Consider the following 12,921-nt stretch of genomic DNA (forward strand, 5'->3'; position numbering starts at 1 on the left):
TGCTGACAATATTTTAAATTCTCTACAAGCAGATTCTTGTATTCGTTTCGTGTAAAAACATCAACCCAGCCCATTGTGGCGAACGAAACAAAACAAACACCATCCGGATGATGAAACTTGTATTTCCTGCTCATGTTATGCTTGTTTTATTCTCGATTAGTTGCCATAGGGTTATATTCTTAATCATTTATTTCTGGTCTTATCGACCAGGGCACGGATTGCAAATCCGCGCCAGCAGGAGGGCAGTTGGCACACCACCAAACCCCGCCCTGCAATATGTACTTTGTTAACGCCTGATTTTTATTTTATTTTGAGTTTTAGTATGTCTCATACTCAACTGCATATAAGTCGAAACCACCTTTTCCACCTGACCTGTTTGATGAGAAAATCATTAAGTTATGTCCTAATACATCGAACGTTATTGGTCGAAATTCATCTTTACTTGAATTAATTTCACTCCCGAAATTTTCAGGTTCTGTCCATACTCCATTTATATAAAATGAATACCATAAATCATAACCTCCATAACCTCCTTCTCTGTTTGATGCAAATACCATCATATTATCTTCGCCAATAAACGGACATTTATCGTCACCAGTACCTGATAAAGTTTCTATTTTAGTTATTGAATTTATATCTCCACTGACTAATGCTTCACTTGTAATCTCAGAATTGAAGGAAGCATTAAATATATTGAATACTCCGTCATTCTTATTATTGCAAAAAATTAAATTCTTTTTATCTGCCGTTAAAGTTGGATAAAGGTCATCGGCATATTCATTGATTTTAGGGATTGATTTTGGTATTGAATCATAATTTTCCCATTGCTCATAATACCAACCTGTCATATCCATGAATTGGATGTCATAACCAGAGGAATTTTCTGTAGAATACATTAAGATTAAATTCCCTCCAGTGGCGGTAAAATATGGACCAAATTCATTTTTGTCGGAATTGATGTTACGAATGGCGACTTCAAAATCATAAGGAAGGTCAAAATTCAGTACCTCGCAAGTGAGATTACCGCTTGTTGAGTCTTCGATATAGTACAAATTTGCATAAACCAAGTCAAAATTTTCGCCTTGGCTATTTCTGTTTGATGAAAAAATAATCCAGCCACCTCGTTCTCCATCTGGTTCCCAATTTGAATTGTAATCATCATATTTTGTATTAAGAGCACCCAAACTGGTTGGAGTTTGAGTTATAATTGCAGATTTTTCAATAACGTCTTCATCGTCATTCCAAAAACATCCCGTAAGTGAGATGGTCACAATTAGTAGGAAAATAATTTTTTTCATTTTGGTTTTTTTTGGTTAAAACATTAATTTTTAAAATATCATCGTTTTGTATTTTTTAAACTTGGCTGTAACTGCTGTACATCATCATTATTGTTCCCCACGCTGGTGCGGATTTGTAATCCGTGCCATTGCTGAAAGCAATACTATTTTATTACAATTACATCCAGTAAACCGTTTTCTCCGGTGTAATCAACAGCACTGCTATAAACATAGTCCTCGGCTTTAAAAACCAAACCTTCTTCTACCGGGTTTTGGTGGATGTAGTCAATCTTTTGGTCAATCACGTCATTGCTCCATAATTCTATCGGTTGGTTATCTGTTCTCCAGAAACGAAAACCTTCTGGTGTTTCGAACTGTTTTAACAAGCATTCTTTACTACTTTCCCTAATATTCCCGGCTATAACCGTTCTTATCGTTTTACTGGTATGTTTCTTATAATCACGTAAAATTCCGGGCAAGTCGGCACCTTCTTTTGCCCGAACTACCAAATGCAAATGATTCGTCATTATGCACCAGGCAAATAACTCCAATCCTTTGTGCTGCTGACAATATTTTAAATTCTCTACAAGCAGATTCTTGTATTCGTTTCGTGTAAAAACATCAACCCAGCCCATTGTTGCGAACGAAACAAAATAAACACCATCCGGATTATGAAACTTGTATTTCCTGCTCATGTTATGCTTGTTTTATTCACGATTAGTTGCTATAGGGTTATATTCTTAATCATTTATTTCTGGTCTTATCGACCAGGGCACGGATTGCAAATCCGCGCCAGCAGGGATGAACGTATTGTCGTTTGCAACGACTTTAACAAAAGCATTAAAAATGCTTATGCTGCGAACCCCTCGTTCGGAAACGAGGGGCAGATGGGGAATTAGCATTAAAGGCTAAAGCCCTTTTAATACATTACAATTTAAACACCGGGCTGAAGCCTCGGTGCAAAATATAAAACCAATCCACCTTTTTATTCCACCTTTTCCAGGCCCGGCATACCAACATACAAAAAGCCCGGCATTAAATACCGGGCTTTTCATCAATCAATTGTTCAATCTAAATTCAAATGCTTTAATTACCTTTTAATAGCTGTAGGCTTCAGGACCGGGTTTGGTCGGATAATCCGTTTCGGGCAGCATCGGAATTTCCTTTTCCGGATCTTCGTAATATGCGTCGTCCGAACATGATGCCATTGTTACTCCAATACCTGCTACTAATACAAATGCTACTGCTAATCTTTTTAAATTTTTCATCGTTCTAATTTTTAATTGTTATTACTGTTTGTTTTAATGTTCGATACAAAGATGCAGGCTTTTGTCCCGGTATTTTGCTCCTGTACGGCCAGGTGAAATCCCAAAAAGTTCAATACCTAAAAAGTGCTTCCTCTATCCCTCGTTTGCAACGAGGGATGAACGTATTGTCGTTTGCAACGACTTTAATAAAAGCATTAAAAATGCTTATGCTGCGAACCCGTCGTTCGGAAACGAGGGGCAGATGGATTTTAATTTTTAGTGTTATTACTGCTACAAAAGCAGTTTGCTACCGCCTGCTCATTTAGCCCATAAAGTTCAAAGGGTAGTCTAAAAATCCGATACATCTGTAAGTCAAATCTTCGACTTTTTTGCACGCAATAGCCCGGAGATGGTTGTGAACATAAATCATTTACACTATTTTTAGTAGGCTAAATTATTATAAACATGAATAATCAGGAAAAAGTAGTTTTACGCTTAAAAGAAGGAAGAACGATCAATTATTTTGAATCGTTAAAACAAGCTCTTGGCGGCGAATACTCCGATAATTATTACGAGCTGATTCAAGGAAGGACCGATATTCGGTTTTATAACTTTCCGATCATTCCCGGATTTGATATTTTATTGAATTCGGCCAAACACTATCAAGCTGTTGAAATGATCAGGGAAGCCGATGACAATCCTGATTATTTTCATTTCTACCTGTTAAAAGAAGGACAAATCGATCAGCGTTTTGAAAATCAGGAACAGCTAATGGAAGCAGGAACCTCAACAGGCGTTTTTATTAATAACGGATTATTTCCGATGCGGGCCCAATTTCCGGCCAACACACCGCTAAAATCATTGGGTTTTAAAGTAACTAAAGAAGCCTTAAGCAAACTAATTCCAGAAGCTTGCGAAACACTTGAGACACTTTTCGATACTGACGCTCCTATTGCTTACCATACGCATTTACCCGAGGAGTTACGATCGATGATCGACGATATATTTTATTACAAAAAAAGCGAATTCGGACGCATTCCGCTGGTTATGGCAACCGGCCTCGAAATATTTACCGTGTTAATGCGATCGGTGCGCAAACTGGTTGACAAAGACGAGCTGCACGGCCTGCATATTGATGATTACCAGCGTTTGTTAAAGATAAAAGATCAGCTTTTATCGAGCTTCGACCAGCGCATTAGTGTTGAGGGACTGGCCGATGAGTTTGGCATTAGCGTATCGAAACTTAAACGCGATTTTAAAACACTATTTAATACCTCGGTGTACCAATTTTACACCCATGCCCGAATGGACGAAGCTTATCGCAGGTTAAAATCAGGGAACTTCTCGGTTATGGAAGTTGGCTACGATTTGGGCTACCAAAACCTATCGAAGTTCTCGTCGATGTTTAAAAAGGTAAAAGGTATTAACCCTAAAGATGTGATGCCGGTGTAAAACAAATGCGGCATAAAATCAGGAAGTCTGATTTATTTTATTCGCTTGTCCTGTGTTACAAACGACAAGCCCATTTGTCCGTAGGTAGAAATCATTACCGCCTCGAAAACAGGATCGCTGGCTGAGGTTTCTTTATACCATTGAAAAATCAGATTGGCCCCTGTTCCCCCCTCATTATCGGCATGGTCGATAATGATTTCAACCGTTTCCATAGGCCGGATAAAAACCGGGTGGCTGATATACTTACGAATACAATCGCCTTTGGTATTGTAGTAATCAATTTTATCGATATAAAGCGTAGCCCTTACATTCGGATTACGCATACTTACCGTAGTGGTTAAATTTACCAGGCGTTCCTCCGACTTGGTATAAATTTGTGGATAAACCGACAAGTAGCTCGTTCCCATTTCAAGCGTGTCGGGAACCGGCTTTGCTACTTCTCTTTTCTCCCAGTTTTGAACTTTATTTGGTACAACCTTAGCTTCCTGCTTACAGGAAAACAGCATGCTTGCCAGCAGTAATACACCGAACAAATACTTCATTGTTTTAACTTTTATGCTCAAATGTAATAAAAACCGGAACGGAAAAAAATGAGTGTTTCGTATAACCCCGGATTTCTACATACTTTGCTGCAACATGGTAATCGATTGCTGCAGTGCGGCACGGTCCTGGGCCGAAATACCTTCCACTTTCAGCGCATCTTTATATAATTTTAAGGCCATATTTTTGTTGCCCTCGCGCAGGTAAATGTCGGCTAAAAAGCTGGTTGCTGTTAAATAGCCCGGATTGCTTTTAATAATTTGCTGTAATGTTTTTTTGGCGGCGCTGGTTTGGCCGTTCTGCGATTGGTAATAAGCCAGCGTGTAGGCATAATCCGGGTCGTTGGGACGAGCCTTGTACGCCAGTGAAGCATATTTTACTGCCGCTGCCAAATCGCCACGTTGCGCCACAATTACACTCAGGTTTTTAGCTGCTACGGGTTGATTCCCGGGGTTGGCATTTACAGCAGCAGATAAAGCTTTTTCGGCTTCATCTAAACGGCCCTGCTCGGCTAATAGCAAGCCAAGGTTCAGGTTGGCAGCTTCGTTGTCTGCATCGTATTCCAGAACCCTTTTCAGATTTTCCTCGGCTTTTTGGTTGTTCCCTACATACGAATAAAGCACACTGCTGTTAATAAGCGGCATTAACGACTCGGGGTACAAACGTGCTGCTGTTTCGTACGAGTTTAGTGCGGCCTGTGCATCGCCTTTGTTTTGGTGATACAAGCCCAGGTTGTAATGGTTACTCCAGTTATCGGTACGGGCGGTCATCGAGGCCACATATTCCTGCTCAGCTTTATCAATAATCGTTTTTTGTTCGGCAGTAAAAGTATCTTCCGGAAACATTAGTATAGCATTGGCAGCCTGGATACGCACCAGCCTGATTTCATCCTGACAGGCTTGCAGCAAGGCATTTTTTGCATCGTCGGTAAAAATACCACTCAGCCCATAAGCTGCCGATGAACGTATCAGTTCCGATTGGTTATTTAAAGCTTCAATTAATACACCGGCTTTTGATGCATCGGGGTAGTTACCCAACAGGCGGATTAAAGAATTGGCCACTACATAATCCGTTTTCGGATTTCGAATGTAAGCAAACATTTTGTCCACATTTTTCCAGTCGTTGTCGCGGGCTTCTTTAATCAGCTGGGCCCATTTCAGGGTTTCATCCTGGTAATTGCCGTTGGGGCGTGCTTTTACAATTTCGTTGGCCCATTGCGGCGATTTATCAGAGTGGCACTGGTTGCAGGCATTTGGCGAACCAAATTTGATGGTAGCCTCGGGCATAGGTGGCCTAAACGAGTGGTCGCTACGCAGAAAACGGCCCACAAACTCTCGCTTGGGCATATGGCAACTCAGGCAAGTTAATCCTGCCTCGGCCGGATGACCGGTATGGGTTTCCAGGTCTTCGTTGCGGTTATTGTGGCACTGCAGGCACGATTGATCAGGATTATCCTTATTACGGTCGCGTCCGCTTGATGTATGACAAGTAACACAGTGCAGCTGACTTTCGTCCACGCAGGGGTTCATCATCCATTCGGTCATGGTATAATTTTCTCCCAACGATCTACCGTCGGCATAAAAGTCGCGGTCTTCAAGTGTGGTTATGTTGTAATTATCAAAATATTTATCGCCGGGCATGTAGCTGGGTGTAATGGGTGTCATTTTTGCATGGCAAGGGGCGCAGGCATCGTTGTGTTGCTCCTGGGTAAATACCGAGGTACTAATCAAGCCCAGTTCTTTGGCCTCCTCGCCTTCTTTCAGGTCTTTAAAAATGCGCACATGGTCTCCGCCCGGCCCATGGCAGGTTTCGCAGTTAATACCGGCCTCGCGCCAGGTAGTATGATAGGTTTCGCTTGCCAAATCAAAATTGGTACTCAACTGGCTAATGTGGCAGCTGTAACAACCGGTATTAAAAGCAAACATGGCATCCTTCCACGGTAGTGCTTCATCATCAGGGTATTCATCGCCAAAATGCCGGATACCGGCTTCAGGGTAGTTAAACCATTCCTTGCGGTTGGCATCGTAGGCCAACGGAATATTCTGGAGCTTTCCCTTTTCAAAAGGGGTAAGAAAACAATAAACATTATGCCCCCCCATGGCCCATAGAACGTCGTAAGTTTCAATTAAGCGGTCGCCATTGCGTTCGTACATAACCATTGTTGAATCTAAAAATTCAACAGTAAAAAGGTGTCCTTCCACATCAATTGGCTTACTGTTGGGTAATTGGTGTTTGGCAATAAAAGCAGCGTTAATTGGCATCATTGCCTGACCATGATAGGATGGTTCCCAGAGCTGGTAAAAATTTTCGTGACATTCGCGACAACTTTCCGAGCCGGCATAATCATTTTCTCCGTTTGTTTTTGTTCTTGTTTTGCACGAGAAAATCGATATTACCGCTATTGCAAACAAGGCCGGTTTTATAAATTTCCGAATCATGGTTTGTTCTTTTAAGTTGCTACAAATATTGCGATTATTTGAGAAAGAATGAGTCTAAATGCGCGTGTAACAGCTTATTTAGAATGGCATTGAAAGGGTACGACTCACGAAACAGGATGAAAAATTGCTATTCGGAAAATTCGGAAGATAGTTTAACTTTGCAGCGGATCCAAAAGGGCGTAAACGTTTGAGTTTTGAAGAAGAGCAAATCGATAAGCGTCTGCTTCAGTGAAGGTCTGTTAGTAAGATGAAGTTTAATTGAGGTATCTAAAAAATTTATTTATGAAAGTTGGAATACTTAGAGAGGGGAAAACACCTCCCGACAAACGCGTCCCGCTAACCCCGGAACAATGTATTGAAGTGCAGCAAAGTTTTCCTCATGTATCAATTGCTGTTCAACCCAGCTCTATTCGCAGCTATTCTGATGAAGCGTATTCCAAATTAGGTATTTCGTTGCAGGAAGACCTTTCGGATTGCGATGTGTTACTGGGCGTAAAAGAAGTTCGTATTGAGGATTTTATTCCGGGAAAGATTTACCTCTTTTTCTCGCACACCATAAAAAAGCAGGAATACAACCGCAGGCTTTTGCAAACTGTATTAGAAAAAAAGATACAGCTGGTTGATTACGAGGTACTGACTGACAAAGAAGGATTCAGAATAATTGGTTTTGGGCGTTTTGCCGGACTGGTAGGCGCCTACAATGGCTTACGTGCCTACGGACTGAAATATAAGTTATTTAACCTGAAGCCGGCGCACGAGTGCTACAACCTGGAAGAGATGCTGGAACACCTGGATGCCGTTACCCTGCCTCCGATAAAAATTACCGTTACCGGCGATGGCCGTGTGGCTGGTGGCGTGTTGGAAATTTTAAACCACATGCAGATTATGCGTGTTTCGCCCGAGGCTTTTTTAAACGAACAGGAACCCAAACAAGCCATTTATGTGCAACTGTTACCCGGCAACTATGTACAACGTAGCGATGGTGAAACGTTCAACCTGATGCACTTTTTTAATAACCCTACCATGTACGAAAACAGCTTTCAACCTTTTGCCGGCGCCAGCGATCTGTTAATTGCATCTGCATACTGGGACCCCAAGGCTCCGGTGCTGTTTACCGCCGACGAAATGCGGGAAGAGGCTTTTCGCATCAGTGTTATTTCAGATATCACCTGCGATATTGAAGGCTCTATCCCTTCTACAAAACGTGCCTCGAGCATTGCTGATCCGTTTTACGATTACAATCCGGAAACAGGCGAGCTGGAAGAAGCTTTTTCAAAACCTGAAAATATTTCGGTGCAGGCGGTGGATAACCTGCCTTGTGAATTACCAAAAGACGCTTCACTTGATTTTGGCCGCAACCTGATTGATAAAGTTTTTCCGAGTTTATTCGGAGCAGATACCGACGAAATTATCCACCGTGCATCTATTACAAAAAATGGTGCACTAACTGAGAAGTTCTCGTATTTACAGGATTTCGCCGACGGGGAATAACTTCTTGCAGATTGCGCTGATATAAAAAAAAAGCCTCGTTCTGTATATTTAATAAGAATACAGAACGGGGCTTTTACTTTCCTGTTTTCTCCTCCGCGTTATCAGCGCAATCTGCGAGAACCGAAAAAAACAAACGCCGATCCAAAATTCATGGACCGACGTTTTACTCACTCTCCCTACACTATGCCCCGCGGGTTACGCGGAACACTCACTCTATGTTTTATCGCTCAACAGTTTCCCGTATTGCGAGCTTATTTTATTAACTCTACGCTTCGTTTTACAAATTTATCAAGGTCGGCACCTTTAAGCAGGCCGTTGGCCAGCAAAGCCAGGTCAACCATTTGTTTGGCCAATTTATTGCCTTTGCCAAAACCTGTCAATTCTTCGCGTTTTGATGCTTCAAGTTTTGCCAGTTCGCCATTCAGGCTTTCCAGCTTTTCTTTATCAGCGCTCGGAATTTCTTCGTCTTTTTTACCTTCTTTGGCTTTTTCCAGGGTGGCAATTTCTTCTTTTTTACCGGCAATCGAGCCGCTCACTTCTTCCAGCTTTTTCCCCAGTTTTTTGTCTTTGGCCTCAATTACTTTTTTAACCAAAGGGTGCGAAATATTTACCACCAGGTTTAACGAATCGGGCATTTCGCCATAAAAATTCATTCCACCACCCTGAGTTGCCGCCATATCTTTCATTCGGCGCATAAACTCGCTACGGGTAATTACCATTGGCGAAGCAGCCTCTCCCAAATCCTGGAAATCAACAATAAACTGATAGTCTTTTGTTTCGGGGCAAACAGCCTGAAATACCGGAGATACTTCTTGTTTTTGCTCCATTGTCCATTCTTCTTTTGTGGTGTCTTCCTTTTTAATCAGGTTTTCAACCACATCCGAGTCAACACGAACAAAGCGCTTGTCGGTATATTTTTGCTCAAATTTGTTAATCAGGTGAGGTGCCAATACATCATCAAGTACCAATACATCGTAGCCTTTGTTTTTTGCTTCTTCAACAAAAGTAAACTGCTCCTCAACATTTGTGGTGTACAGGTAAATGGTATTTTTATCCTTATCCGTCTGGTTTTCTTTCACCAGCTTTTCATACTCTTCCCAGGTAAAATATTTGCCTTCGGTATTTTTTAGCATAAAGAAATTCATCGCACGATCGTTGAATTTCTCTTCGGTCAGCATTCCGTATTCGATAAAAATTTTCAGGTCGTCCCATTTGCTTTCAAAATCTTCGCGGTTGTCTTTAAAGATTTGGTGTAAACGGTCGGCTACTTTTTTGTTAATGTGACTGCTGATTTTCTTTACATTCGAATCGCTTTGCAGGTACGAGCGTGAAACATTTAACGGAATATCCGGCGAATCGATCACCCCGTGCAATAAAGTCAAAAACTCGGGCACAATTCCTTCAACCGAATCGGTAACAAAAACCTGGTTGCAATACAACTGAATTTTGTTTTTCTGAACTTCGAAGTTGTTTTTAATTTTTGGGAAGTACAAAATACCGGTAAGGTTAAACGGATAATCCACATTCAGGTGAATGTTAAACAAGGGCTCGTCGCCCATCGGATACAACTTTCGGTAAAAGTCTTTGTAATCCTCATCTTTTAAATCAGCAGGAGTTTTGGTCCATGCCGGTGCTACATCATTTACCTGGTTGTCTTCGTCGGTCTCAACCTGTTGTCCGTCTTTCCAGTCTTTTTTCTTGCCATAAATTACCGGCACCGGTAAGAATTTACAGTATTTATCCAAAATTTCCGACACTTTTGCATCATCAAGAAAACCTTTTTCTTCTTCGCTGATGTGCATTACAATATCGGTACCTACGTTTTCCTTTTCAACTTCTTCCAATTCGTACTCCGGGCTTCCGTTACAACTCCATTTAACGGCTTTTGCTCCTTCTTTATACGATTTTGTGATAACATCCACTTTTTCCGATACCATAAACGAACTGTAAAAACCCAGCCCGAAATGACCAATTATGGCGTTAGCATCGTCTTTATATTTATCAAGAAACTCGTTGGCACCCGAAAATGCAATTTGGTTAATGTACTTCTCCACCTCTTCGGCGGTCATGCCAATTCCGTTATCCGAAACCGTAATGGTTTTTGCTTCGGTATCTAATTTTACTACCACCTTGGCATCGGTAACTTCGCCTTTGTATTCGCCGCGCGATGCCAGTGTTCTTAGTTTTTGGGTTGCATCAACCGCATTTGATACAATTTCACGTAAAAAAATGTCGTGATCAGAATAGAGAAACTTTTTAATAATTGGAAAAAGGTTCTCGCTGGTTACTCCAATTTTTCCTGTTTGCATTTGTCTATATTTTAAGTTTTACTTTCGATTTTTATGCCGGCCGAAAATCAAACCCTATGCCATTTCAATTTTATGACGATATGTCAGCAAACTGTGTGAGTTAAAATGAAAAATGGTCATTATTTGTGTTTTGAATTCCGTTTTTGGCTGTATGTTTGTAAAAAAGTAAAACCAAAATGAGAGATACCTTAACGAGCTGGCTCAACGAAATTGAAAAAAACGATGGCATTCCGCCAAAAGAAGTGGTGGTTTTTAATTTTGGAATTTACCAAAGCGATGAAGGGTACGTGATGTACCTGGTAGGTGGTTTTGAATTTACTGAAACCAACGACAATTGGGCCCATTTGGAAATGCCGAAACAGGATTACCGCTATTTATTGCTTCCGGCAATGGTGCAGGATAAACCCTGGCAGTTGGTTGTTGAATATTGTAAAAACACATTGCTTGAAATGGAATCAGAAGGTTTATTGCGTAAAAACCTGCTTAAAAATGCCCAATTTCTCACCATTGCTTACGACGAAGGAGAACTTTACCGCATCAGGTAAAAATACCTGGAAACAATAGTTTTGAAGTAACTCACATCACTAATAAAACTATTTTTTCATGATATTTACCCTCCTTTAATTCACCCAAACCCCTTTTATTTGTGTCTTTAGTTAAAAAGTAATATATGGGCAGTCTGGAAAATTATTTTGGCCAATTCAGGGAAAACATTGTAGGAATCGATCAGGAATTTGAAACGCCATACGGTACAAAAAAAATTATTTATGGCGACTGGATTGCCAGTGGCCGTTTGTATCGTCCGATTGAATGTAAAATTACCGATGAGCTGGGCCCGTTTGTTGGCAACACCCATACCGAAACCAGCGAAACCGGTATGCGAATGACCCAGGCTTACCACAAATCGCACCAACTAATAAAAGCCCACGTTAATGCTGGGCCAAACGACAAAATTATTACTGCCGGTTTTGGCATGACCGCGGTAATTAACAAATTTCAGCGCATACTGGGTTTAAAATACTGCGGAAAAGTAGCCGGGAAAAGTTGTATTGCCGAACGCGAAAGACCTGTTGTATTTATTACGCACATGGAACACCACTCGAACCAAACCTCGTGGTACGAAACCAGTGCCGACGTAGTGGTTATTGAACCCGGAGATGGCCTTTTGGTTAACCCTCAGAATTTGCGAACGGCACTGGAAAAATATAAAGACCGCCCTTTTAAGATAGGCTCGTTTACCGCCTGCTCGAATGTTACAGGTGTGCGCACTCCGTACAATGAACTGGCAAAAATAATGCACGAATACGGTGGTGTGGTTTTTATCGACTTTGCAGCCTCGGCACCCTACGACGAAATTGACATGCACCCTGAAGACCCGATGGAGAAACTGGATGCGGTTATGTTTTCGCCACATAAATTTCTGGGAGGTCCCGGTTCTTCCGGCGTTATTGTTTTTGATGCATCGATGTATAAAAGCGAGGTGCCTGATAACCCGGGCGGCGGAACGGTTGACTGGACCAACCCCTGGGGAAGGTATAAATATGTTGACGACATTGAGGCACGTGAAGATGGTGGCACACCGGGATTTCTGCAATCAATACGAACTGCGCTGTGTTTCGATCTAAAAAATCAAATGGGTATCGAAAATATTCGAAAACGAGAAGAAGAATTGCTGGAACGTGCGTTTAATGGCCTCGACGAAATTCAGGGATTAAATATTTTGGCCGATAATGTACGAAAACGACTTGGAGTAATTTCATTTTATGTTGAAGGCATTCATTATAATTTGTTGGTTCGGCTGTTAAACGACAAATACGGTATTCAAACCAGGGGCGGATGCGCCTGTGCCGGCACCTACGGCCACTTCCTGCTTGAAGTGTCGTACGAACAATCACAGCAAATAACCGATAAAATTAACCATGGCGACCTTTCGGAAAAACCCGGTTGGGTGCGCTGGTCGTTACATCCCACAATGACCGATGCTGAGGTGGACACAATGATTACGGCCTTAAAAGATATTGTTGGCAATATTGAAAGCTACAAAAACGATTATGTATATGTGAATCGCACCAATGTATTTTGGCACAAAGACGAAAATAACGACGATACCCTGATGCAAAAGTGGTTTACGCTTTAATTTTATTCGGGCAAAACAAATAAATACAAC

At 41.4% G+C, this 12,921-nt stretch carries 10 protein-coding genes; 4 read left to right on the forward strand and 6 right to left on the reverse strand.

The annotated features are described in order from the left end of the window. Positions 1-317: 317 nt before the first annotated feature. From QZ574_RS15100 to QZ574_RS15110, 3 genes are all read right to left on the reverse strand, one after another. Positions 318-1,298, reverse strand: a complete 981-nt coding sequence (locus tag QZ574_RS15100) for a hypothetical protein (protein WP_297091000.1) — start codon at positions 1,296-1,298, stop codon at positions 318-320. 143 nt (positions 1,299-1,441) lie between these two features. Then, positions 1,442-1,972, reverse strand: a complete 531-nt coding sequence (locus QZ574_RS15105) for a transposase (protein WP_297091002.1) — start codon at positions 1,970-1,972, stop codon at positions 1,442-1,444. 402 nt (positions 1,973-2,374) lie between these two features. After that, a complete protein-coding gene (locus tag QZ574_RS15110; RefSeq protein WP_297091004.1) occupies positions 2,375-2,545 on the reverse strand; it encodes a hypothetical protein in 171 nt (56 codons plus the stop codon). Between the two features lie 444 nt (positions 2,546-2,989). Here QZ574_RS15110 and QZ574_RS15115 point away from each other — a divergent pair, with 444 nt between their 5' ends. Next, entirely contained in the window at positions 2,990-3,976 is a 987-nt protein-coding gene (locus QZ574_RS15115; RefSeq protein WP_297091006.1) for an AraC family transcriptional regulator, read from the forward strand. Between the two features lie 32 nt (positions 3,977-4,008). On the opposite strand, the gene QZ574_RS15120 is transcribed toward QZ574_RS15115, so the two are convergent. Then, a complete protein-coding gene (locus tag QZ574_RS15120) occupies positions 4,009-4,518 on the reverse strand; it encodes a DUF3124 domain-containing protein (protein ID WP_297091009.1) in 510 nt (169 codons plus the stop codon). A gap of 75 nt (positions 4,519-4,593) precedes the next feature. After that, entirely contained in the window at positions 4,594-6,954 is a 2,361-nt protein-coding gene (locus QZ574_RS15125; RefSeq protein ID WP_297091011.1) for an ammonia-forming cytochrome c nitrite reductase subunit c552, read from the reverse strand. 282 nt (positions 6,955-7,236) lie between these two features. Between QZ574_RS15125 and QZ574_RS15130 the strand changes: the two genes are divergently transcribed. Continuing rightward, positions 7,237-8,445: an NAD(P)-dependent oxidoreductase gene (locus QZ574_RS15130; RefSeq protein WP_297091013.1), complete on the forward strand. Its 1,209-nt coding sequence runs from the start codon at positions 7,237-7,239 to the stop codon at positions 8,443-8,445. A 251-nt stretch (positions 8,446-8,696) separates the two neighbouring features. On the opposite strand, the gene htpG is transcribed toward QZ574_RS15130, so the two are convergent. After that, positions 8,697-10,754 (reverse strand): molecular chaperone HtpG, encoded by a 2,058-nt coding sequence (gene htpG / locus QZ574_RS15135; RefSeq protein WP_297091015.1) that lies wholly within the window; start codon positions 10,752-10,754, stop codon positions 8,697-8,699. A 176-nt stretch (positions 10,755-10,930) separates the two neighbouring features. Here htpG and QZ574_RS15140 point away from each other — a divergent pair, with 176 nt between their 5' ends. Both QZ574_RS15140 and QZ574_RS15145 read left to right on the forward strand, forming a co-directional pair. Next, a complete protein-coding gene (locus tag QZ574_RS15140; RefSeq protein WP_297091017.1) occupies positions 10,931-11,299 on the forward strand; it encodes a hypothetical protein in 369 nt (122 codons plus the stop codon). A 125-nt stretch (positions 11,300-11,424) separates the two neighbouring features. Next, positions 11,425-12,891, forward strand: a complete 1,467-nt coding sequence (locus QZ574_RS15145) for an aminotransferase class V-fold PLP-dependent enzyme (RefSeq protein WP_297091019.1) — start codon at positions 11,425-11,427, stop codon at positions 12,889-12,891. Positions 12,892-12,921 lie beyond the last annotated feature (30 nt).

Source organism: uncultured Draconibacterium sp., assembly GCF_913063105.1.
Taxonomy (GTDB): Bacteria; Bacteroidota; Bacteroidia; order Bacteroidales; family Prolixibacteraceae; genus Draconibacterium.

What these genes read in the sequence shown, in the direction of transcription:
- QZ574_RS15100 (WP_297091000.1), bottom strand. Translation starts at nt 1,298, where the DNA reads ATGAAAAAAATTATTTTCCTACTAATTGTGACCATCTCACTTACGGGA.
- QZ574_RS15105 (WP_297091002.1), bottom strand. Translation starts at nt 1,972, where the DNA reads ATGAGCAGGAAATACAAGTTTCATAATCCGGATGGTGTTTATTTTGTT.
- QZ574_RS15110 (WP_297091004.1), bottom strand. Translation starts at nt 2,545, where the DNA reads ATGAAAAATTTAAAAAGATTAGCAGTAGCATTTGTATTAGTAGCAGGT.
- QZ574_RS15130 (WP_297091013.1), top strand. Translation starts at nt 7,237, where the DNA reads ATGAAAGTTGGAATACTTAGAGAGGGGAAAACACCTCCCGACAAACGC.
- QZ574_RS15120 (WP_297091009.1), bottom strand. Translation starts at nt 4,518, where the DNA reads ATGAAGTATTTGTTCGGTGTATTACTGCTGGCAAGCATGCTGTTTTCC.
- QZ574_RS15140 (WP_297091017.1), top strand. Translation starts at nt 10,931, where the DNA reads ATGAGAGATACCTTAACGAGCTGGCTCAACGAAATTGAAAAAAACGAT.
- QZ574_RS15145 (WP_297091019.1), top strand. Translation starts at nt 11,425, where the DNA reads ATGGGCAGTCTGGAAAATTATTTTGGCCAATTCAGGGAAAACATTGTA.
- QZ574_RS15115 (WP_297091006.1), top strand. Translation starts at nt 2,990, where the DNA reads ATGAATAATCAGGAAAAAGTAGTTTTACGCTTAAAAGAAGGAAGAACG.
- QZ574_RS15125 (WP_297091011.1), bottom strand. Translation starts at nt 6,954, where the DNA reads ATGATTCGGAAATTTATAAAACCGGCCTTGTTTGCAATAGCGGTAATA.
- htpG (WP_297091015.1), bottom strand. Translation starts at nt 10,754, where the DNA reads ATGCAAACAGGAAAAATTGGAGTAACCAGCGAGAACCTTTTTCCAATT.